Raw genomic sequence first — 22,375 nt, forward strand, 5'->3', positions numbered from 1 at the left:
CATCATCGAAGACGCGCCACAAAAGAGTGAGTTTGTCAAAAAAATATCTGCAACAGTATCTCGTCAACAACTGGGACCACATCCAACTCTCGCAGGACTGGCAGATCTATAGCGATTCAGACGACCCAGAGGCAGGCGTGGAATTTTCGACTGGGGTTGGACGCCCAGATATCCTCTTGACTCATAAAACCGACTCCAGAGTGTGTGTTGTCGAGTTGAAAAAGTCCAATAGCAGCGACAGGGCGGTTGGTCAACTGCTCAGATACGTCGGCTGGGTCCGCGACCACCTTGACGACTTGGACGTCAGCGAGGACGCAGATGTTGAAGGCCGGCTCATCGTTAGCGGACCCACGGAGAAACTGGAATATGCGTTATCAGCAGTTCAGAATTTCACTCTTCACCAGTACAATATCAATGTGGAGCTCAGAACTTCGGGCTCACCTGTTGACAAATGATCACACGCGGAGGCTGGCCAGGAGATTAATCACCATCCACATGCCAAATTCAAAGACACGATGACTACCGAGGCGACGCGTATCGGGTTGCTCTCCGATATTCATGCCAACGCTGTCGCATTGAACGCGGTCCTCGACGACATGGAACCTGTTGATGCACTCGTCTGTGCCGGTGACATCGTCGGGTATGGACCATCGCCCCAGGCGTGTCTAGATATAGTCAGGGATCGAGAGATCCCAACCGTAGTGGGAAACCACGATCGCGAGGTCGTCAGGGGGATGACCTGGGAATCTGGCGACGAATACGCTCGCCGAGTCCTTTCAACGGACGATATAGAGTGGTTAGGGGAACTGCCTCGAGAACTCCGACTGTTCGACGAGCGACTCAAGATTGTCCACGACCATCCTGACGAACAAGACCGGTACACAGAACCAGCCGACTTTGCGCCTACACTGCTTGAAGATGAGGATGTCCTCGTCTTAGGCCATACGCATATCCAACACACCGAGACATTCGATGACGGACTCGTGATCAACCCTGGCAGTGTCGGCCAACCCCGTGACGGTAATCCAGATGCGGCGTATGCAATTGTCGATTTATCCGACTTGTCCGTTGATCTCTGTCGGGTCCCGTATGACATCGAACGTGTCCAGCAGCGCATCGCAGAGACGGCAATCTCTGATCGGAATGGAGATCGACTGACGCTCGATGAGAGGTAGAAGAGCGCGCGTTCATAGACTGAGATATCTAATTGAATTCTAATCGATCCGGTTGCTATACCAACCAGCATAGTGGAGAGTATCGTGGTACTTGCTTGCAATCGTCAAACAAATATAGGTACGTAGCTTCGCACCACTGTCTGTAGCGGACCAATCTATACTGGAGATAACCAATGAGTCGATATGTGATTTCAGACCACCACTTTGGCCACTCGAGGATCATCCAATACACTGACCGGCCGTTTAGTTCCGTTGGTGAGATGAATCAAACCCTGCTGAATCGGCACTACGAAACGGTTGAAGACTCGGATACACTCATCCACCTCGGCGATGTGGCGATGGATATGCGAGACGGTGCAGAGACAATCGAGTATTTCGAGCGATTAGGCGGTGACCTGCTGCTACGTGGCAATCACGACATTGGGTTGGAGGCAGAAGCTGCACCGTTCCCAGTGTTACAAGCGTGTACAATCGAACACAATGAGCGAAAATTCTACTGTACTCACCGACCGCAGGACGTTCCAGACGAATGGGACGGATGGGTCATTCACGGGCACGAACACAACAACCATCCTGACGAGTTTCCGTTCGTGGCTTACGATTCTCAGCGCGTCAATGTCAGCTGCGAACTGCTAAACTACCGTCCTATTGCTCTTGAAACGCTGTCAGGGATTCTTGATGCCTGCCCGGATGGCTCGCGAATCCGTGATGTGGACACCGCACGTGCTCAGCTCAGTGATGACTGAGCTGCCGAGTTCTTATATCGAATGACACGTACCGGCAATTCATAACCGCGAAATGCCACCTTACTATACTGCTCGACGTAAGTAATCGGTTATCTGTGGTGGATTAATTTGGTCAAGTGCAGCAGTCATCGCTGGTCTGAGCTCGTCGATTGAATCGAAGAAACGGTTGCCAAGAGTCCGTTTCAATTGGCGCCAGCACTCCTCGACAGGGTTGAGATCCGGCGATCCACGCGGAAAATACGTCACTTCGATCTGCGTTTCTTCGATGAAGTCGCGCACCTGTTCGGACAGCGTGGGTTTCGAGTGGTCGCACTGGCGTCGTCGTGTTCTCCGACCAGTTCGACCAGCCGGGCGGTGAGCGAGTATAGAACCGCCACTTGCTCTGGACTTCGTATCCCCCGTCGAACTGGACGCTTTGCCAGCTGCCGGGGATTACAGTCCCGATGTGATAGTTGTCGGTCGTGGCCCCTCTGCCATTGGGGACGACGCCGGGTTCGACGACCATCTCCCGCTCGGAGAGATTCTTTATTTGGACCGTCCGTGAGTCTGTGGCCGTCAGTTCGTACTCGTCAATCTCGTCATCGCCAATCTCCGAGAGATTCGTCGAGATCGTCGTGACCAACTGGAGTTCTGTGGTCCCGTTGATCTCCGTGTAGTTGAGCGTGGGCTGGGCGGCAGTGCTGTTGTCCATCGGAGTGCCGTTGGCGTACAGCGTCGTGTTCGTCGACGTGTCTACGACCTGGAAGTCGTCCTCGAAGAACTCCGAGATGTACACCCGGTAGTCGTGAATGGCACGAACGGTCCCGTTCGGACGGACCAGCCGTTCCGTGCCTCCCTCTTGATGGACAACCGTCGACAGCTCGATGCTAAAGAACGCGACGTAGGCGTCACGAATCCAGATGCCAGAGCGAGTGTCAGTGACGTTCACTGGGTGCGAGGCGTTCTCGATCCCGGTCCGGAACAAGTCGTGTTCGGGCCGGTTCCACAGCGTCGTGTTCGATGGCTCACGAGAGACCATATCTCCCGTGCAAGAAGGCAAGACAGCTAGCGTGCCGTTCTCAGCCTCGGCCCGGTCGGCTTATGTGAGGTTCGGGTGGTCGGGATCGCCAGACCACAGCGCACGGAAGAACGTGTGGTTGTAGGACTGGTTTGGTGGCACGACACCCGCCATCACGTTGTCCCCGACAGAGGCATTGGCCGGCGGGTTCAAGGCGTTCTCGTAGCACGAGGCTTTCGCGCTGAGGTTCTGCCTTGCTCCGAGTTCGACGGACCTGTTCACGTCCGTCTGGTTCGCTGCTGACCCCGGGTCGCCAGTCTCGTTGCCCTCGGCTTCGTTAGCTGTTGTTCCGTTGGCTGCTGGGTCTTGGACACTGGATTCGTTGCTGTCAGTGTCGTTTGCTTCCGTTCCCTCTCCGCTGGAGCCATTCGGTGCAGTGGCGTTTTGTTGGAGTACCCCCACGCCACTGAGACTCCCATCGGTGAGAGAGTGTGCCGTCCCTCGCTCAATCTGGGCCGGGCTGCCAGTGGCAGACGCAGGCCCCGCAGCTGCGGCTGTCGAGAGCAGCGAGCAAAGGGCCGCGATTACCAGCAGTGAGCGGAGTGTTGGCATCGTATCTTCAGAATGGGTCACGCAGTCCGAGAAGCCGAAGCCAACGTTGTTACCAGCCGCTGATCAGTATAACGAAACGACACTCTCAGCCGCTGGTCTCGAGAATTTACCGGTCAAGACTGGGACGCGATTGCTCGAAGGCGAGTACCCGGCACTTGATTGGATTGTCTCAACGCGGCTACGGATTCTGTAGACCGGGGCCCGGGTATTTCCGGCCAGCACCAACATGTCGGTACACATACCTGAGACGAAGGCCATGACCGCTCCACATTCCACCTACGAGCCGCAGTTCTACCATCGCCTCGTGTCGGATCTGCTCGCCGACAGCGGCTGGCGGCCCAGACCGGAGACAGACCCCCTCGACGCAGTCGCTCGGCGTGCTGCCATCGACGACTCTATCGGCGAACTGCGTGCCCAGCATCTGGACAGCGATGCGACGCTGACACTGTTGGTTCCCGACTACAGATCCGAGACTGCTGCCAGGGTACTCCTCGATCACCCTCTCGACGAGCGGATTCCGAACGAAGAAGGGCGCTTTATCGGACAGTTCAGGCAAACGCGGGAACAGATCGCAGGGCAGTATCGAACCGAGCACCTCCAACCGATCGCCGATACGTCGCTCGTCTGTCGGGCGCACATTCCGTACGATCACGATCCACAGTTCCTCGAAACGACGATGACGACACTCTCGACCATCGCCGGCCGCATCCAGCGGCTGCACGATGATATGCGGGAGCCGTTGCTGTCTGCGGACACGGAGACGATGCGGCGAGACCAAACCGCTGGCAGCACGGACGAGTAACACTGCTTCGGCACCCACTTTCGGTCTGCTGACGCTGCCTTTTATTGCCGGTTGGTATATATTTGATTGTCATGTGGGACGACGAAACGGAGACGAGCGAGCAGCCGTCGACGGACTGGTACTTCATCGGCAGTGGGAACATCAACCACGACGAGCATCGTATCAACCTTCACGACGGACTGTTCGAGGAGGGGATTCTCGAAGATGGCGGACGCGTCTACTGGTCGTACGATCGGGTTGTAGGGACCCTGATCCTCTCGAACGCCGAACTGACGAACCGGGAGGACTTCAACACGGTCGACTCGCGGTCGATCTACGACAACCGGGTCAGCGGACTCCCGGCGGAATTCTTCAGTGACTACGGCGGCGACGCCAACCGAGATTCGCGGCAAGTCCCGGAGAACGCGCAGGTCAAGCGCGGCGAGCGGCGACATTTCCTCTACCAGGAAGGAATGGCGACGGGCGAAACCCGGTCGTGCTATCTCCTGACCGACGAGGGGGTTACGAACCGGCTGCAGGACCCGGGTCAGATTGAAGGCAACTACGACACGATCCCGGATTTCTTCTGATCCGCCCCGGGGAGCGTCTAACGGTCATGTTCGATCCCCGACGTGTCTGTCGATAGTACTAAGAGCGTCGTTCCGAGTAATTGAGGCAGATGAAGCTCCAGCAGCTGGTATCGCTCGATCCGGTCAGGGAAACCTGGGTGACGACGGACGCGTCGGCGGTGGTCGAGCATCTCCAGGCTGCCGATCTCTGGATCGGCGAGACTCCCGGGACATACGAATACGTCGCTGGCGACGCTGCGACGTACACGATCGAGCCGCTGGGGGAAGATCAGTTCGAGGTTCGGAAGTCGTTCCCGCGCTGGCTGAGCCTCCTCGTCTCGCTTGCGGTCGCGGTGCTCCCACTGGTCCTGCTTGATCCCTCCTGGCTGTCGTTGCTCCTGTACTTCGGCCTCCTAGAGTCGGTCTGGGACTTCTCACTGCCCGTGCCCGCCCGGGACGCCGTCTTTCGCGTGGAACAGACGGTCCATCCGTCGATCTGGGTCCTCTACGTGGGAACGACGCTCGCGACGGTTCACTACGTCTGGCGGCTCCTCCCGAGTGTGCTGGTCGCCGGCGTCGCCACCGCCGCTATCCTCGCGTACGCGTTGACTCGCCTCTACAGTAGGAATCTCCTCCCCTGGCAGTCGACAAACCAACCCTCGAAGGTGCTCGAGATCCCACTGGATCTGTGCCGGTCGGTCGCGATCGGGACCGCCGGGTTCTACCTCGTCGCGCTCGGAACGATCTGGTTCGAGTATCTGATCGCAGAACTCAACGAGATCCTCTTCGGCGGCGAGTACTCCGAGCAGGCGCTCAATTCGGTCCTCTCGGATCTCACGGGCGGTCAGATGCTTACCGTCTCTGAGCTCGAACTGTTCACCCGTCTCGATCAGCTGTACGTCTGGTTCCCGGCGGTGCTGGCTGGATTCGTCTGCTTCCAGATCATCTCGATGCACACCGTGTTCGTCGGGACGAAAGGCCGCCAGTACGAAGCGATCGCGTCACTCCCCCGCCAGACCGATATCGAATCGACGCCCAAATACACGATCCTGGGGCTGTTCGCACTGTGGGGCGTCGTCTCCCTGGGGCTGTGTGCGTTCGGTGGTGCCGTCGTCTGGTTCGCGTACAGCGGCGACTGGGTGCCCCCGGCGGCCGCCCTCACGCTCCCGCTCCGGTTTCTCCCGCCAGAGAGCACACAGACCGGGATAGCGGTCCTCACAGTCGGTGTCGAGACCGTGCGACAGCTCGTTTCGGTCGTTCCAGGACCGTTCACCGACGCTGCCGCCAGCGCGCTGCTGGCGCTCCTGTTTCTCCCGGTCGTCACGGTCTCCTGTGGACTGATGTGGCGTGTCTGCCTCCGGCCGATCGCGCTAGTGGCACACCTGGCGACGAGCGCGCCCATTTCGGACGAGGCGGCCGTGCCATCGACAGGATGGCTCCCGATCGTTCGTCGATCGTCGCGGATCCGGCGGCCAGCGGTTCCGATTCGACTCTTCGGGACACTCCTGATCGTACTGGTGCGGGCCGACGTGCTGGACGAGCGATCGGCGACAGGCACCACCGAGGCAATCGAGCACGCGCTCGGAGCGGAGCGACAGATGTGGTACCCGCGCCGGCTGGCGCTGTGGCTGCTCTCGTTCATGCCCGGCGGTCGGAACCTGTATCCGGCTCTCATTCCGCAGCTCACCGATCGCTTCGGGACGGTGTCGGAAGCGGGCGGGTCGAGCGGGACGACGAGCCCCGAGACGACGACAGCCACGTACCGACCCGTCCCGAGGTCGTTGGGTGCCGAACTTCAGGCGCAACTGCGATCGTTTCGGACACGGTTCGGCGCGTGGGTCCTCGTCCCGATCAGGCTCCTCTATGGCACCCCGCCCGCAAGCAAAGCGTCCCTCCCACCCACGACGCGTTCGTTCAGCGTCCTCCACAGCCAGTCGGAGATCAGGTCGACCCTTGACAGGGACAGCATCGTCGCGACGCTGAACGATTTCTGTACGGACGCCGACATCGAGTTCGACGCGGACTCCCTGACCGGTGTCTGGGACGCGACCTCCACGTCGATCCTCTACAGCTGGGACATCGAACCGGGGCCTGAGGAAGAATTCTGGGTCGTCCGACAGGCCGTCCGCACGAAGCCCGACGCGGTCTCCGTGTACCGAAACATCGTCATCACGGAGACGCTACTGTGGTTCATCCTGTATTTCATCCAGCAGACGTTCACCGGCAACGGACGGGTCTCGCTTACGTCGACCGTTCTCATTCTGGCGCTGATAGCGGTCTTCCTGATATTGCGGATCAAGGCGTCGGTCAGATTCGCCACCGGGCTCGATATCGAGCGGTATCCGGACCCGTTGATCGACGCCCGGAAGTCCGGCACGAGCTACCGGAAGTACACCCCGTTCGACTACCTTGACCGGCTGGGTACCGTCGCCTTGCTCTCGGTCGGCGCGTCAATGTTGTTCGGCTCACCGTGGATGACCGGCTCGCTCGTCGTCGCGTACGCCGTCCTCGCAGGCGGGTTCTACTGCCTCCTGCGGGGGACCAACGGACGGCTGCCGATCTGGGTGCTGTCCCGGGCCCCGAGCGTCGACACGAACCTCTCGGGGATCGCGAGACGCTACCTCTCGCTGGTCTACGTGACCTGTTTCATAATCCTGGGTTTCCCGTTGCTCTCGATGTTCGTCCTGTTCACTGCCTCGCGGTTGTTGCCCGAATACAGTGACACGCTCGCGTCGGTCACGGCGACCTCCACGAGCATCCCCTTCGCCGATCTCATCGTGGTCGGGATCACAACCCCGCTCTTGTTATCGAAGTACCACAACGTCAGCGGCGAGGAGCGGAAACTCGAGTACTACGAGTTCAAGCGCCGATCCAAGAGCGTCATCGGTCGCGTGCTCGACGTGAGCGCGATCCTCGTCTCGACGGCGATCATCTACGCCGCGCTGCTGAAATCGATCGACGTGCTGTTCGGGATCGACCTGCTGGGGATCCCCGACCCGTTCGTCCAGTTCCCGATGACGATGTTCCTCGGGAGCCTCTTACCGCTGTACTTCCCGCTCGGTGTCCTCTACCAGCGGTACGAGCGGACCAAGCGCCTCGACGAACTCGTCTCCGAGTCTGTCGAACGCGAGCTCTCCGTCGACGGCTATGAACAGACGTGTCTGGTCTACGACTCCGAGGATCACTACGCGACGAGCTTCCGGTATGACGACGAGGACCACATCGTGCTCTCGCGCTCGATCTTCGAGTCGGATCGCATCGACCCGCGGACGAAGGCAGCCATCGTCGCACACGAAGAGGGTCACATCGACCGGGGCGATACGGTCCTGTGTAACCGACTGGTGACACTCAGTCAGCTCCTGCTTATCGGACAGAACGTCCTTTACGACCTGATCAACTTCCAGGAACGGGAGTACGCGGCCGACGAGTACGCGGCGTCGGTGGTCGGAAACGACGCCGTTGTGGCCGCGCTCGATTTCTTTGAGGCGGCCGAGACCGAGACGATCAGCCAGGCGTTCGGCGCGAGCTTCGTCCCTGGCTTCGACATCGATTCGGCGAGCAGTCGACTCTCGCGACCGTTCGAACTGTTCTTCGGCGGGTTCGCGCTGTCGGACGCGCACCCCTCGCCGGAGCAGCGCAAAGCGCGACTCGACGAAGCGGACGCGTGAGCGCCCGGCTCGTCAGGTCGCGGCGAAAAACGGAGGCACAAACGAACGACGAGGGGCCGGGACCGCCGTGGTCGGCGGCCGGGCCGTCACTCGTCGTTAGTTACGGGCGCAGCCACAGCGGCTGTTGCGGGCGCAGCCGGCCCGCGATTCGGTGCTGTTCGATGCGTCGTCGCCGTCAGCTTTGATAGCCAGCTTCATGCTGCAACTGATACTCCGGCCAAGATCTGAATAAAAGGGCTAGGGGCGCTACAGATCGTGTAGACCACCACAGCTACGGGAACGGGTGTGGTGCCGTCGTCTCGACGTGCGACAGCGCGGGGTGGTCGACGGGCGGGAGTCCCGGCAGCGCCATGTCGACCAGCTCCGGAACGTAGACTGCCGTCGTGTACATCCCGAGTTCGCGCACGTCGGGCGGGGTGAGATCAACAGCGATCGGCGTCGTCTCGTTCCCCGCGCCGACAGCTGCCAGCGCACGGTCGAGGTCGAGATCGGGGGTCGTCGCCTTGCAATCGACCGTTCGCAGGTCTCCGTCGGCGAGATGCGCGACCCGCTGGAACTGCGCCGGTCGCATATAGTACTGGACGTTGTCGTCGAAGTTATACACGCTCTCGATGTCGATGTCTTCGTCCGGCATGTCACCGGCCGCGAGGCGGTACTTGGTCTGGAGGAGTCCCTCCGCGGTCTCAGTGAGTGCGTCGCGGAGCGCGCCTGCGAGCGTCCGGTGTGCACCGGCGAACAGCCGGAACTTCGGAACGCGGTCGACCTCGTTGACGAGCACCGTCCCGATCGCCCAGCAGTCCGTCGGTGTCGGTAAATCGAGGACGTGCAATTGATAGCCGTCGGGCGTGATCCGGCGACGGAACTGCGCCAGCTCCTCGCAGGTCGAGATATCGAGTCTCTCGGGGATCGTCCCCTGGTACCACGTCCGCATCACTGCGTCGCGCTCGACCTGCTCGTAGAGCGAGCGGGTCAGCGCCCCGGCAAGTGAACTACCGCAGGCGTTCCCGCTGGTCGACGACGGGAAGCGGCCGCCCTCCTCGCCCGGTGTGAACGCCACCATGTCCGCGGGGATGTGCACGTCTCGGCCGGTCGCCAGACCGGTCCCGCGAACCCATTCGACGGGGGTGTCCTCTTCGACGGGCTCGAAGCCAGCGCGAGCGAGTGCCTGCTTGTCCCAAGCCGTCAGCGGGGCCAAATCGACGACAGCCTCGTCGTCTTCGCACAGTTCGGCGTGGGTCGCGATCCGGCGTCCCTCAACCGGCCAGTACATGCTGTACCGCTCTAGGAACTCGGCGAGCGACGTGAGCGTCGCCTCGCTCACCGTCTCGCCGCCGCCGCCGACCGTGAGATCGATCGACTCGCCGTCTGCTCCCAGGATCGATCCGTCGACGGCAGCAGTCCGAAGCTCCGTGATGGCGAACTCGCCCATCGACCGGTCCGACTGTCTGAAGCTGAGTTCAGTAACTAGCCCGGCGATCGGACCCAGACAGCGCTCGACCCTCGCCACGGGGTGGTCCTCGGTCGTGACGTTCATTCGTCCCCTCCGACCGTCCGCTGTGCAAGGTAATCGACGGTGACGTGTCGCGGACTGTCGAACCGGTCGGCGTCGCGCCCGCACGTTTCACAGTGGGGGATGCGAAGCACCTCGTCAGCCTGGACGGCGAAGTCGTCGAAGTCGAAGTCGACGACGCTCCCGGTGGTGATCCCGAAGCGACCGGTCAGTTGCTCCACCACATCAGCCGCCAGGAGGCCGCTCACCACCACCGCGAAGGCGGGGAGCCCGGCCTGCGCGGGCCCAGCCGACCGCTCGTACTCTCGGTAGGCCGTGCCCGTGGCCGCCGACGCCCGATCCCTGAAGCACTCGTAGCACGCCGTCTCCCCCGGATAGGTCGTCGGTCCAACCTGCCCGTCAACGCCGTTGACCACACCTATCGTCCATGGTGTGCCCGTCTCGTGGGCCGCCTCGTTCAGCGTCGTCGCGATAGACGGATACGGTCGGTCAACAGCCATCACGGCGAAGGTCGACGCTTCGAGCAACGCGGTCAGGTCCGGGTCCTGACACCGGGCGAAACGCTGGTCGTCTCGCACCGCGGCCCAGTCGTCAGCGTCAGCCGAGAGGTCGACGTAGTCGATCCCGCCAACGCCCGATTCGAGCAGCGTTCGCGCGACTGTTCGGCCGGCTTCGCCGGCTCCAACGACAGTCAACTGCGCCCGTGAGAGCTGTTCGAGCCCGTCTTCATCAGACTCGGTCAGTGAGAGGTAGCCGCCCAGTCTGGCACGCTGATCGTCGACCGGCTCCTCCGCATCTCGGACGATGCCTTTCTCCTGTAGCGCGACCAGTACCGCTCGCAGATCATCCCAGATGTCCTCGTCGAACGACTCGAACACCGACGTGACGTGTTTGCTTCCGTCGAGGGCAGCGACGAACTCTGCGAGCCGGCCGTCGCCGTCCTCGTCGGCGATCTCGAAAACCGGTCCGTTCCAGGGGCCGGCCCTGAACGTGATCTCGTCATCGCTGTCGACGACCGTGGAAAACGCCGGATTGATGCGCGGATACGAAGCCAGTGGCGGTGTGTTGTCAGTCATTGTTGGTAGCCAAGTGCGATCGGATACAGTGCTGACTCGTTCACGCCCTCGATCCCGAGGAATCGGTCCAGCTCGTCGTCGAGGAAGCTCCCCAGCGGGACCCCGCCCAGCCCGAGCGGTGACGCGGCGAGCAGGAGGTTCTGTGCGAGGTGGCCGGCCTCGAAGAGCGCGAAGCGATAGCCGACCGGGCCGTACTTCGCTTTGATCCGGCTGAGCGCGCCCGTCAGGACGATCGTCACGGGTGCGTCGGCCACGACCCCGCGTGCAAACGGTTCGTCCATGAAACAGTCGGCGACGCCCGTGTCCGTCTCGCCGGTCGCCAGGACCCTGAGCGCGTGGTCGCGGGGAGAGTAGTAGTACGTCCCGGGCTGGATGTCGGTCCCCTCCCTGACGACGAGGTACACCTCAACGGGATAGAGACCACCGGCCGAGGGGTATGGCCGAAACGTCTCGGGGATGTCACCCTCGTGGGCTTCGGCGGAGGGGGCGACCGTGTGACCAAGCAGCGTCCCGAGCGTCTGGCGGGACACGCCGCGGTCGTCGAACGAGCGCGTGCTCCGGCGGCCATCGAGCGCCGTCGTGAGATCGCACTCGACCGGCTCAGGCCCGGGCAGCGAGATCGATTCGTGGCCGTAGTAGTCCTGTTCGATCACCGAGAACTCCTCGTGGAGGTCGTCCTCGGTCGCCGCCGACCGAGCGAGGTAGCGCCGGTCGAACTTCGTGTTCTCGTGGAACAGGTCGCTCACGTCGCCGTCCGAGAACCCGCGCTCGCGATGGGCCTCGACAAAGGAGGTCCCGCCGGTCAGATCGACCCGGCCGGCCGGATGCTCCTGGCTCGCCAACGAGAGCCTGGCTGCTAGTTCATCCATCCGTGCGTCCCCCGTGAGCCCTGCTGACTCGTGGGTCGGTCCGTGTCTCCGTGCACAATTGCTGGCTCGCGTGACGCTGGCGTCATAGTCCCCACTCCTCTCGGCGCTCACGCATCGGCGTTAAATCCGCCGGCCCCCAGTCGTCGAGGTTGTACTGCCCGGTCGGGTCGGCACCGACCCAGCGCGGGTCTACGGCCTCCTCAATCGACTGGTAGCGAGTGTCGACGCTGATGCGGAAGCGGTCGGTCCGGTTGGTCAGCGAGCCGTGCAGCAGGTTCGTGTCGAAGATAATCGCATCACCGGCCGTGAAATCAGCCGTCGAAAGCGGGCCGCCGATCGTCTCGATGACGTCCATGGCGTCCCGCGAAAAGAACGGATCCACGCGGTCGAGATCCACGTCGAGTTGCCCGTACGTCTCCCGGAGTCGCTCGTGGTCGTGCGAACCGGGATAGACGACCAGCGGCCCCATCTCGACAGAACAGTCGCCGACCGGTCTCCAGAGGGTGTAGAGGTCATCGGTCCCCCGCCCCATGAAGATGTGATCGATGTGGAAGCCAGTAAAGTAGCCTGTCGGCTTGACCCGGCCGCGCCTCTGATCGAGGGCGAACGGCTTCGCACCGAGAAACTCCCGGAAGAACTCCATGACCGCGTCGCCCTCGATCATGGTCTCAAGATTCGGGTAGTGCGTCCAGGATGAACCGCTCATGTCGAACTCGCCGTTCGACCAGTCCGGGTGGACTACCGCGTCCTGGACCGGTTCGCCCGGGTCGAGCAACCCCTCCTCGTCGAGGTGGGCCAGTACGTCCGTACGGGTGTCGGCGACGATCTCCGGATCGTGAAAATCACGGATGAAGAGGTAGCCGTCAGAGTTCAGCCGAGTGCGGAGCTCGCTCACGTCGTCGCGGCAGTCACTGCTGTCCCGCAACTCAACCAGGTATTCGCCGCCAAACTCGAACGTACGCTCGCCGATGCGGACCTCGGTCATAGGCCCGAGAGCACCTCCCCACAGTCGGGACACAGTTTGATCGCCGCTGTCGTACTCAGCGGGAACCAGCCGCCGGCGTCCAAGATCTGGACCCGAGGCCGAACCCGCTCCTCGCACGTGCCACACCTGAATACGCTCATGGGTTCACTCGGACAGACTCAGGAACGCCGTAAAGTACCTGAACCGGCGCTACACGATCTGTAGCACCGCTGGCCATACTATAAGGGTCTCTAACGTCGATTCGGATATGTCACAGCTAACAGGCAACGAGGCGGTCGACGACGCGATCAAACGGACGCTTGCCGGCGAGCCGCTGAGCCGGGCGGAGTCCCTGACGCTGGCCCAGCAGCCGGTCGAGCCGCTGACCGAGGGCGCGGACATCGTGCGGTCGCGACTGGCCGGCGAGGGGGTCTCGGTCCGTGGGCTGGGCTACGTCACTCGCGGGATCTGTAGCCAGGACTGTGGCTTCTGTGCCTACTCGGCCCGTCACGACGCTGACGTAGAGCAACACGGCGTCATCGAGCGCGAGAAACTCCGCGAGGCCGCCAAACGCGCCGAGCGGAAAGGCGCCGAGCGGTTCAACATCGTCTCGACGCGACGCGGTGCCGACAGCGAACTCCGCACCGACGAGTGGGAGGAAGTGCTGGGCGCGATCGAGACGATCCGCGCCGAGACGGACCTGGATGTTGACGCCTGCCTCGGCTTCCTGCAGGATCACGAGGCCGAGAAGCTGGCTGCTGAGGGCGTTCAGCATTACGTCCACATGGTCGAGACCTCGCCCCGCTACTTCGAGGAAATCACCAGCACTCACACTTTCGAGCAGCGACGGGAGACACTCGAAACTGCCCGTGCGGCCGGGATCGACCTCATCTCGGGCATCATCGTCGGGATGGGCGAGACCCCGACGGACCGTGTCGACGCCGCCCTGGAACTGCGCGAGATCGGAATCGACGTGTTCTCGCTGAACATCCTCTCGCCGATCTCCGGGACGCCGGTCGCCGACGAGATCGGGCTGGAGCCCGATATCACCCCCGACGAGATCCTGAAGACGCTCGCAATCGTGCGGTTCATCCACTCGGAGATCCGCATTGACACCAACACTGCCCGGGCCCCGATCAGCCGCGAGGAGTTTCTCGAATCCGGCGGGAACAGCATCCAGCTCGGGGACATGATCCACTACGGCGACTACCCGGTTAGCGAGGCCTGAGCGTCGCCACTGTGGGGTGGGCAAGCGTTGATCTGGCGGTGTCTCCGCCGCCGGATCTTGCGACGCAAACAAGTGATTGATATGTCGACTGATTGTTCACGGCACTGTCTAGTTGAGGGATTGAGAACTGAGGAGGTCTGCGAGTTGCATGAGCACTTCTCGCTACGGCCTCCTCGCTTCTCAAACTCGCCCAACTAGACAGTGCCCTCCTGCATTGACCGTGGACACGATTGACAAACAGTGGTGAAATTCTATGATGCCCGTCGATACAGCAGAATTAGTCTCAGTCCTGAAGCGATGGAGCTTGTCGAAAGTGGGCTGGTGATGTTCACGGACATCGCTCCGCTACCGAGACCACAATGGGCGCGTCCTCAAACGTGAGGTTCGGGCATGAGGTCGTCGAATGCCTGATCGTCGAGCCACTCGCAGAGCCCGACGAGTTGCTCAGTTGCCGCTTCAAAAAGCCGCTCGCCCTTCTCGGCGGTCGCGTCAGTCTGATCGCCCAGGACGCCGTTAGGCGTGTTGTCGATCGCGTCGTAGTAGGTTCGGGCCCCGTTGACGATCGTGTCGTTGGTCGTGATATCGACGACGCCGCCGTCGCGGGCCGCGTCGAGCCGATCGTCGTGTACGAGGTCCGCAGCGAGGTGCTGGACGAGCGCGGTCTCCTTCGGGCCGCCGTGCGGTCCGGTGTGCTCGAACAGGTCATCGACCAGATCAGGGATGCTCTCGTTCCACATCCACTCAATCGCGTAGAGGACTTCCTCATCACGGAGCCGGCGGCCGACCTCCCGGAGGTGCGGGACGTTGCTCCCGTGGGCGTTGACATAGATCACGCGATCGATGCCGTGGGTCGCGAGGTTGTGCGTGAGCGACTTGACGTAGTCCCTGAAGACAGGCGCGTCCACCCACATTGTCCCGTGGAATTGGCTGTGGTGCGTACTGACGCCGATGTTCAATGTGGGAGTACAGAAGCAGTCGAACCGCTCCGCGGCCTCGCGCGCGAACGCTTCGGCGATGAGGTGGTCCGTCGCTAAGGGGAGATGAGGACCGTGCTGTTCCGTCGAACCGACGGGAACCAAAGCGAGCGACTCGTTTTCGAAAGATGATGCGAGGTCAGGTGAGGTGTGAGTACCGATGTACATGGATGGTGTGAGACCGCGATTAGGTCGTTCTGTGCGCGCGGTGCGTGCCATCTGATCGAATCGTCGTCGTCTCGCGTGGTTGTTGTCCGTCGGAGTGGCGAACGTGCCACGCGACGCCCCAACGGAGGGACAGCGACGCGGTGACGACGAGCGGGCCGCTGAAGACTGCGCCGACGGCTTCACCGATGGTGGTCGCCACGAGCGCCCCGGTACGGCGAGTAATCGCCGCGACCAGCGCGTGACGTTCGACGTAGGCCGCGGCCGTCACGCTGAGCAGCAATGACAGCAGCGCCGCGGCCGCGTGTGGCAGGCCGGTCCTGATCGGCATAGGCGACGGTCCGTTCGTGACCGGTATCAATGGCGTCGCCGGGCTACACAGCCTGTAGACACCACTGGGGGCGAGAAAGGACTCCTCAGTGGAGGCCACTGTCATGAATTACCTCGCAGCTGGGGCACTGAACCCGGAGCGTCCCGTCGATCATCACCGTCTCTTGGTACTCGCTGTCGCCGCAGTCCGGGCAGGTCCTGGGGACGCGACCTGCGGTCGAGTCTCTGGGCGCGCCCAGAGCTAGGACGACTGCCCGTTCGTCGCCATCGTTGCGGCCCTCCTGGTACTCACCGCGACCAAAGCGGATCGCCTCTCGTGGGCCGACCACGACGAGATCGTGCTCCCCCGCGGGGTCGGTCGTAGTCTCGAACGTCATCGTTCCCTCGAAGACCACGAAGACTTCCTCCTGGTCCATGTGGGCGTGGAGCCCGCCGACGAACGACTCACCCGGTTCGAGCACATAGTAGTTCGCCGCGAGGTCAGTCGTCCCAAGTGGTTCGGTGAGCGGTCGTCGGGTGATCTCCGAATCGCCTTCCGGGACTGGCTCGATCGCGTCGATCGCAACTGTCTCCATGGGAGTTATCTCCCGCCGGACGTACTTGAGGGAGCGTGGCAGTCTACAGAACGAGTAGCGGTCGCAACCGACAGTGAGTCACCGAGGATGGCGTTTACAATGAATGACATAGTTTACACGAGAGTTGGGAAGCACTGCAGGAACGCGGTGACCTCGCGATCGCAAGGGTGGATTTACCACGACAGACGTCCAAGCAGGCGTATGGCAGACGATCCCCTCCGCTACAGTCACTCGCTCTACCGAGACCTCGTAGCGAGGTTACGGTCGCGACCGGCATGGGTCCTCGACGACGCAGCGGGCGACCCCGAGGACGAGATTGCGGCCGTCACAGAGGGCGAGACCGCGATGGGGGAACTGTTTTTCGCGCAGACCGAGGCGGAGGCCCAGATCACCCTCCGCTTCCCCGATGTCGAACAGGGCGGCGCCGCCCAACTCCTCCTCGACAGGCCGCTGGATCACCGGCTCGAGCCGAGCGAAGATGGATTTGTCGGTCGGCTGTGCCGTGCTCAGGCCGGGATCGCCAGCGCGCACGAGACGCCGTATCTCGAGCCGGCCGCCGATCCGTCGTTGCTTGCGACTGTCCACGTCCCGCCGGAACCCGACGACGAGATCTTGGAGCGGACGCTCGGCGCTCTGGACGCAATCGCCGACGAAGCAAGCCAGCTCCACGACGAACTCGAGGGGGCACTGACCCCCTATCTGGACGACGCAGACGCCGACCCCACAACGGCCACGTCAATCACGGAGTGGGAGTATCTCGGGTCAGTCCGGATCAAAGCGAACGCGGAACGGATCAGTGTCCCGGAAGACATCTTCGCTGACGGGGGGGTCGATCCCGCTAGCGAACGGGTCTACTGGTCGTACAATCGCGACTCGGGTGCCGTAGTGCTCACGAACGAACCGACCGGCGACGGGTACGAGTCGGTCGCCACGTCCGCGTTGAGAACGGGCGAGTCAGGGAACCGTTTGCAGGTCCCCGCACAGCTCCGACCAGATGACAGCGATGACAATGAGAGTTCCCTCGATGGCGACCCGGTCCCTTTGACGACGGGAGAACGACGACACGTCGTTCGTCGACGAGCCGGGACAGACGATGGCATCCGTATGGTGTATCTCGTGACGGACGCGCAGCTACAGGCTCGTCTCGATGGATCTGTCGATCAGTTCTGACAGAGCGATCCGCTGCATCGCCGGGAAATGAGACTGTGGGCCGTGACCAGCCGAGGGTCAGTCAGGGCGGAGAGCCCTGCGGGGACGGGCCAGCGCGACGGGACGGTTCCTCGGAGAGAACGTCGGCGATCGGTGCCTGGATGTCACGATGCAGCCGCTGGACCCGGAGCGCGATTGTCGTGATCGCCGTCATCATCTCGGTCACACGACGGGGACTGTAGTCTAACGGGATCGAGGCCCGGAGGACGACCGTGGGGTCCGCCGCCGGCTCCAGATAGTGACACTGGTATCCAGTCGCGATCTGTTCGTGCGAGCGGGCGAGATTACCGATGAACCCATCGTCTTCGGGCTCCAGTCGATGATCGAGCGGGTGGTACATCACAGCCCTGAGCGCCCCGCCGTCCCGATAGTTGGGCATCGACAGGTACAGTTCGGCGTCCGTGTAGAGGTGCGACAGTCGTAATTCGCCGATCGACGACGATCCGTCCGCAGCACGGGCGAAACTCTCCGCGGGAGTCCTGCCGTCGTCAACGAAAGTCCACGGGAAGGTGTCGGTCAACAGCGATACGAGTGATCGGTAAAACGAGGAATCGTGACGATCGTGTGAGTCAGTCATGATGCTCTCACGTCGGGGGAAGGAGGGGGCGGTGGATTAAGCGGGGCGAGTACGTACAGTTCGTGTATCCGGTGCCGATGGCGATACACGATCTGTAGCTGCCCGCCGGTGTAACGTAGTTGGATCGACGAGAGATACGTATGAGAGCCACGAGGGCCACCGAGCGCAGCCACGAGGTGCGTCGCCGTGCCTGAGACGGACATCGCGGCCGTGATCGACGGCTGGCGTGACCAGGTGCTGGACCTGACGCGCCGGAACGATCTCGTCGACTTCACGGCCACGAAGAGCAGATCGCTACCGCTGTCGGCGAAGCCGATCGACATCGCCGAGCTGCTCCGTCAAGAAGGGGAAGTCCCGCTGGGCAAGCAGTCATGCCAGTCGCCGTGTGTCGACAGAGAGCCGTCGGCTGCGGCCGATTCGCTGACCGAACTCCGAACTCGACACCGGCAGTATCGACGGGAGCGGGGCGTCGATGCCCTCTACCTCTCCCTGGGTCGGCTCCACTGGACACCGGATCCCAGCGGCAAGGAGACGCTTGCGTCGCCGCTATTCCTCCTCCCGGTCGATCTCGAACGGCGACCGGCCAGCGGGACCAACGCGCACGACTACGCGATCACAGGCGAAGAGGCCTCTATACAGCTGAATCCCGCCCTCCGGAAGAAGCTCGACGCTGAGCGCGGACTCGACCTCTTCGAGGACAAGCCTGTGGAAGGGACCGAGTTCGACGGTGCATTCGAGCGGGCTGACGCAGTTGCTGCCTCGTTCAACGAGTGGAGCGTCAGTCGCGACGTGGCACTCTGCCTCTTCGATTTCACGAACGTCAGTATCTACGAAGACCTGGAACGCAATCGGTCGGCGCTACAAGACGACCCGCACGTGCGCGCAATCGCCGGCGACCACGGGGCAATCGACGCCCCCACAGACGACGGAAACGAGGATGCCACATCGGATACTGGAGGGGACAAGGGTGCGTCGGCCACAGGTACCGAAACCACCGACGGACCCAGCGAGGACGAGGGGCCAGCGGACGAGTCGAACGACAGCCCCGCCCCGGCAACCCAAGAAGGCCGACAGGGCGAGTCGGAACACCCGTATCAGGTCCTCGAAGCCGATCCGAGCCAGCGCCGGGCGATCGACGCCGCGGTCCGCGGTGAGAGCTTCGTCCTCGAAGGCCCACCCGGCACGGGCAAGAGCCAGACGATCGCCAACATCGTCGCCGAGAAGCTCGGGCGCGGCGAGTCCGTCCTGTTCGTCAGCGAGAAGCAGGCGGCACTTGACGTGGTTCAGAGCCGGCTCTCGACGGTGGACCTCGGTCGATTCTGCCTCGAAGTCCACGGTCAGCAGGCGACCCGTGAGTCTGTACTCTCCGCGATCGAGTCCGTCGAGCACGTCGACGACGTCTCGCCCCCCGCCGCGATGGACGACGCCCTCGATCGGCGAGAGGACGTTGCATCGTCGCTGCGTACCTACACCGATCTCCTGACTGACTCGCCGGAGGGGTTCGACACCACGGTGTTCGAGGCGCTCGGGATCATCTCTAGATTGTCTGACCTGCCGGATTTCGACGCCGGACTCGACGACCCGCTGTCCACGGATCAGTCGGCGGTCAACGAGGCGGTTCGCGCTCTCGGCGAACTAGCGACCTACGAGGACCCAATCCGCAACGTCGACAGCCATCCTTGGCGCCACGCGACGCTCGAGACGTGGCGCGTCGATACCGGCGAGCGGATGCGCCGGAGCATCGAGGACCAGATAGACGCCCTCGAGACCCTCCAGTCGCTGACCGAACGACTGGACGACCAGTACGGGATCATGCTCTCCCGACCGGGGGAGATCCCGGACGCGCTCGACGTGCTCGGCCGTCTCGGGTTCCTCCCACGTGATCAGTGGGACCGGAACCTGTTCGAGCACGGGTTCCGGTCCGATCGCGTCCGCGAACTGGCCGAGGCGCACCTCGAACGCGAACGGCTGCGGTCGGAGCTCACGGAGCGCTACGAGACGACACTGTTTTCCGAGAACGGTGGGCGAGTCCACCGCCGGCTCAGCCAGTACGGGCCCCTGCGGTACGTGCGTCCCAGCTACTACGGCTTGAAGCGACAGCTCACCAGCCACGCCCGCCCCGACTACGACCCCACCGTGAGTGAACTCCGTCACGACGCTCGCAAACTGCGACGGCTGCAGGCGCTCGAGAGCGTCGTCGCCGACAGCGACGTTGACGAGCGCTACCTCGCACCGTTTGAGGAGGGGGGCGAGATCGACTGGGAGCGGCTCCTCGGCGTCCAGGACTACCTTCGCACCACGTTCCAGCGCGACGTGTGTCGTTCCGAAGCTGCGGTCGAGATAGCGGACGAACAGCGCTCGGCACTCGTAGAACAGTATCGGGCACTCCGGACGGCCGCCCAGTCTCTTGAAGCGGCTATGGCGTTCTTTCGGGAGGCGATGGCGATCGGGGACCTCTCGCTCGACGGCACTCCCTTCGAGACCGCCACCTTCGAGCAACAGCGAGCGGTGCTCGATACGCTCCGGTCGAACCTCGACCGGTTACAGGACTGGGTGCAGTTCACGCGCTGTCGCGAGGCCGCCGCGGAGACTCTCGCCGGCGTATACGTTCAGTCGTTCCTGGACAACAACGCGGAGCCGTCGCTGCTGGTCGACGGATTCCGGCGCGAGTTCTACCGCGCCTGGCTCAACGCCGTCTACGAGCGGACGCCGCTCAGTACGTTCTCACGCTCGGAATTCGACCACCGGCTGGAGACCTACCGGGAGGCCGACGAGGCGGTGATCGACGCCGCGTCGGCGGCCGTTCGGCACGCGGTGACGAACCAGCTTCCGGACCGCGAGCGGGACGGGCCCGCGAGCGATCAAGCCGTCGTCCTGCGGCGTGAGCTTCGGAAACAGCGCCACCGCCGACCGCTCAGAGAACTGTTCGCGACGGCCGGTGACGCCATCAAGCAGCGCACGCCCTGTTTCATGATGAGCCCGCGGATGGTGGCTCAGTGTCTACCCTACGACGACATCACCTTCGACACGGTCGTCTTCGACGAAGCGTCACAGATACCGCCGGCCGAGGCGGCCAGCGCCCTGTTGCGCGCGGATCAAGTGATCGTCGCCGGGGACCCGAAACAGCTCCCGCCGACCCGCTTTTTTGAGAGCGACATCGCGTCGGAGACAGATCTCGAAAGTGTCCTTGACGAAGCCAGCGCGGTCCTCCCGACGCGAACGCTCGCATGGCACTACCGGAGCCGGTCGCCGTCGCTCATCGAGTTCTCCAACAAGCAGTACTACGACGGTCGCCTGCGAGCGTTCCCGGAGCGGAGTGAGGCGGCGGGGTCGGCGCTGTCCTTCGAGTACGTCGCCGACGGCGTCTACCGCCGCGGTGAGTCGCGGACGAACCCCGTCGAAGCCGAACGTGTCGCCGACATCGTGACCGAGCACGCCGAGAACAGGCCAGACACCTCCCTCGGCGTGGTCGCGTTTAGCCGGGCTCAGGAGCGTGCGATCCGGTCCGAACTGTCCGATCGCCGGGCCGAGAACCCGCGGCTCGACGCCTTCCTCGCTCGTGACGACGTGCAGGAGGAACCGTTCGTCAAGAGCCTCGAGGTTGTCCAGGGCGACGAACGCGACCGGATCGTGTTCAGCGTGGGCTACGGCCCGGACCCGGACGGCGAACTGACGATGAACTTCGGTCCCCTGAATCAGTCAAGCGGCCACCGGCGACTCAACGTCGCCATCACACGGGCCCGGCACGAAGTGACCGTCGTCACCTCGATCACGCCCGAGGAGATCGAGGTCTCAGCGACCGCCAGCCGCGGCGTCGCGGATTTCAAACGCTACCTCACGTCCGTTCGGGATGCCGACGAGCGACACGAGACCGGGCTGTCCAGTGGCGAGGCAGATCCCACCGATGAGTGGCCGGCGCCGCTCGTGGCAGATGTTTACCAGCGACTCACCACCGCTGGCGTCCCGGTCACCACCCCCGACGACTGCGCAGGCTACACGTTCGACATGGTGATTTTCGATCCCGCCGATCCCGAGGTCCCGCTGCTCGGGATCCAGGTTGACGGGACACTCACGCGACGGTGCGCATCGACACGAGACCGCGACCGGCTTCGCCAGGCGGTGCTCGCGGATCGCGGCTGGCCGATCCACCGCGTCTGGGCACCCAGCTGGGCGACCGATACGGACCACGAGCTCAGTCGGCTCTGCGACCGGGTCATGCGAATGTCCGACAACGAGGGCGACCAGCTGTCGACGCGCTCCTCGGCGCGTGACGTGACAACGACCCAACCGGGCGGGGGCCGGTGACGTGATGGACTGGTCGCGGCGGCGGTGACACTCGGTGAAATCCAC

Annotated in this window: 19 protein-coding genes and 1 pseudogene; 9 read left to right on the forward strand and 11 right to left on the reverse strand. The window is 62.9% G+C overall.

Going from position 1 to position 22,375, the window contains the following annotated elements; translation table 11 throughout:
- The first annotated feature begins 32 nt into the window (after nucleotides 1–32).
- The 3 genes from ACOZ4H_RS20005 (at nucleotide 33) to ACOZ4H_RS20015 (ending at nucleotide 1,921) form a co-directional block, all read left to right on the forward strand.
- Nucleotides 33–455: a hypothetical protein gene (locus ACOZ4H_RS20005; RefSeq protein ID WP_424331012.1), complete on the forward strand. Its 423-nt coding sequence runs from the start codon at nucleotides 33–35 to the stop codon at nucleotides 453–455.
- Between the two features lie 60 nt (nucleotides 456–515).
- A complete protein-coding gene (locus ACOZ4H_RS20010; RefSeq protein ID WP_424331013.1) occupies nucleotides 516–1,175 on the forward strand; it encodes a metallophosphoesterase family protein in 660 nt (219 codons plus the stop codon).
- Nucleotides 1,176–1,348: 173 nt separating this feature from the next.
- Nucleotides 1,349–1,921, forward strand: a complete 573-nt coding sequence (locus ACOZ4H_RS20015) for a metallophosphoesterase (protein WP_424331014.1) — start codon at nucleotides 1,349–1,351, stop codon at nucleotides 1,919–1,921.
- 63 nt (nucleotides 1,922–1,984) lie between these two features.
- Here ACOZ4H_RS20015 and ACOZ4H_RS20020 read toward each other — a convergent pair whose 3' ends face one another.
- Nucleotides 1,985–2,200, reverse strand: a complete 216-nt coding sequence (locus ACOZ4H_RS20020) for a transposase (protein WP_424331015.1) — start codon at nucleotides 2,198–2,200, stop codon at nucleotides 1,985–1,987.
- A gap of 1 nt (nucleotide 2,201) precedes the next feature.
- Nucleotides 2,202–3,530 (reverse strand): annotated as a pseudogene (locus ACOZ4H_RS20025) (hypothetical protein); the annotation flags it as partial.
- A 256-nt stretch (nucleotides 3,531–3,786) separates the two neighbouring features.
- Here ACOZ4H_RS20025 and ACOZ4H_RS20030 point away from each other — a divergent pair.
- From ACOZ4H_RS20030 to ACOZ4H_RS20040, 3 genes are all read left to right on the forward strand, one after another.
- Nucleotides 3,787–4,332 carry a hypothetical protein gene (locus ACOZ4H_RS20030; protein ID WP_424331016.1) on the forward strand — a complete coding sequence of 182 codons (546 nt, stop codon included), beginning with the start codon at nucleotides 3,787–3,789 and terminating at the stop codon, nucleotides 4,330–4,332.
- A 71-nt stretch (nucleotides 4,333–4,403) separates the two neighbouring features.
- On the forward strand, nucleotides 4,404–4,901 hold the full coding sequence (locus ACOZ4H_RS20035; RefSeq protein ID WP_424331017.1) for a hypothetical protein: 498 nt from the start codon (nucleotides 4,404–4,406) through the stop codon (nucleotides 4,899–4,901).
- An 89-nt stretch (nucleotides 4,902–4,990) separates the two neighbouring features.
- On the forward strand, nucleotides 4,991–8,548 hold the full coding sequence (locus ACOZ4H_RS20040) for a hypothetical protein (RefSeq protein WP_424331018.1): 3,558 nt from the start codon (nucleotides 4,991–4,993) through the stop codon (nucleotides 8,546–8,548).
- A gap of 271 nt (nucleotides 8,549–8,819) precedes the next feature.
- On the opposite strand, the gene ACOZ4H_RS20045 is transcribed toward ACOZ4H_RS20040, so the two are convergent.
- The 5 genes from ACOZ4H_RS20045 to ACOZ4H_RS20065 form a co-directional block, all read right to left on the reverse strand.
- Nucleotides 8,820–10,082, reverse strand: coding sequence for a YcaO-like family protein (locus ACOZ4H_RS20045; RefSeq protein ID WP_424331019.1), 1,263 nt, complete (start codon nucleotides 10,080–10,082; stop codon nucleotides 8,820–8,822).
- Nucleotides 10,079–11,134, reverse strand: coding sequence for a TOMM precursor leader peptide-binding protein (locus ACOZ4H_RS20050; RefSeq protein WP_424331020.1), 1,056 nt, complete (start codon nucleotides 11,132–11,134; stop codon nucleotides 10,079–10,081). The genes ACOZ4H_RS20045 and ACOZ4H_RS20050 overlap by 4 nt, the downstream gene beginning before the upstream one ends.
- Nucleotides 11,131–12,003, reverse strand: a complete 873-nt coding sequence (locus tag ACOZ4H_RS20055) for a SagB/ThcOx family dehydrogenase (protein ID WP_424331021.1) — start codon at nucleotides 12,001–12,003, stop codon at nucleotides 11,131–11,133. Before ACOZ4H_RS20055 ends, ACOZ4H_RS20050 begins: the two co-directional genes overlap by 4 nt.
- Nucleotides 12,004–12,085: 82 nt before the next feature.
- Nucleotides 12,086–12,988, reverse strand: coding sequence for a phytanoyl-CoA dioxygenase family protein (locus tag ACOZ4H_RS20060; RefSeq protein WP_424331022.1), 903 nt, complete (start codon nucleotides 12,986–12,988; stop codon nucleotides 12,086–12,088).
- A complete protein-coding gene (locus ACOZ4H_RS20065; RefSeq protein WP_424331023.1) occupies nucleotides 12,985–13,128 on the reverse strand; it encodes a hypothetical protein in 144 nt (47 codons plus the stop codon). Before ACOZ4H_RS20065 ends, ACOZ4H_RS20060 begins: the two co-directional genes overlap by 4 nt.
- Nucleotides 13,129–13,235: 107 nt before the next feature.
- Here ACOZ4H_RS20065 and bioB point away from each other — a divergent pair, with 107 nt between their 5' ends.
- Nucleotides 13,236–14,195, forward strand: a complete 960-nt coding sequence (bioB, locus tag ACOZ4H_RS20070) for a biotin synthase BioB (protein WP_424331024.1) — start codon at nucleotides 13,236–13,238, stop codon at nucleotides 14,193–14,195.
- A 371-nt stretch (nucleotides 14,196–14,566) separates the two neighbouring features.
- On the opposite strand, the gene ACOZ4H_RS20075 is transcribed toward bioB, so the two are convergent.
- The 3 genes from ACOZ4H_RS20075 to ACOZ4H_RS20085 all read right to left on the reverse strand — a co-directional run bounded on the left by ACOZ4H_RS20075 (nucleotide 14,567) and on the right by ACOZ4H_RS20085 (nucleotide 16,239).
- On the reverse strand, nucleotides 14,567–15,337 hold the full coding sequence (locus tag ACOZ4H_RS20075; RefSeq protein WP_424331025.1) for a creatininase family protein: 771 nt from the start codon (nucleotides 15,335–15,337) through the stop codon (nucleotides 14,567–14,569).
- 19 nt (nucleotides 15,338–15,356) lie between these two features.
- Nucleotides 15,357–15,665, reverse strand: a complete 309-nt coding sequence (locus ACOZ4H_RS20080) for a hypothetical protein (protein WP_424331026.1) — start codon at nucleotides 15,663–15,665, stop codon at nucleotides 15,357–15,359.
- Between the two features lie 85 nt (nucleotides 15,666–15,750).
- The gene (locus ACOZ4H_RS20085) at nucleotides 15,751–16,239 is read right to left on the reverse strand and encodes a cupin domain-containing protein (protein WP_424331027.1); all 489 of its coding nucleotides are present in this window, start codon (nucleotides 16,237–16,239) and stop codon (nucleotides 15,751–15,753) included.
- A gap of 201 nt (nucleotides 16,240–16,440) precedes the next feature.
- Between ACOZ4H_RS20085 and ACOZ4H_RS20090 the strand changes: the two genes are divergently transcribed.
- Nucleotides 16,441–17,409 carry a hypothetical protein gene (locus tag ACOZ4H_RS20090; RefSeq protein WP_424331028.1) on the forward strand — a complete coding sequence of 323 codons (969 nt, stop codon included), beginning with the start codon at nucleotides 16,441–16,443 and terminating at the stop codon, nucleotides 17,407–17,409.
- Nucleotides 17,410–17,470: 61 nt separating this feature from the next.
- Here ACOZ4H_RS20090 and ACOZ4H_RS20095 read toward each other — a convergent pair whose 3' ends face one another.
- Nucleotides 17,471–18,025, reverse strand: coding sequence for a hypothetical protein (locus tag ACOZ4H_RS20095; RefSeq protein WP_424331029.1), 555 nt, complete (start codon nucleotides 18,023–18,025; stop codon nucleotides 17,471–17,473).
- Between the two features lie 186 nt (nucleotides 18,026–18,211).
- Between ACOZ4H_RS20095 and ACOZ4H_RS20100 the strand changes: the two genes are divergently transcribed.
- A complete protein-coding gene (locus ACOZ4H_RS20100; protein WP_424331030.1) occupies nucleotides 18,212–22,330 on the forward strand; it encodes a DUF4011 domain-containing protein in 4,119 nt (1,372 codons plus the stop codon).
- Nucleotides 22,331–22,375 lie beyond the last annotated feature (45 nt).

This window comes from Haloarcula amylolytica (genome assembly GCF_049705545.1).
Lineage (GTDB): Archaea > Halobacteriota > Halobacteria > Halobacteriales > Haloarculaceae > Haloarcula > Haloarcula amylolytica_B.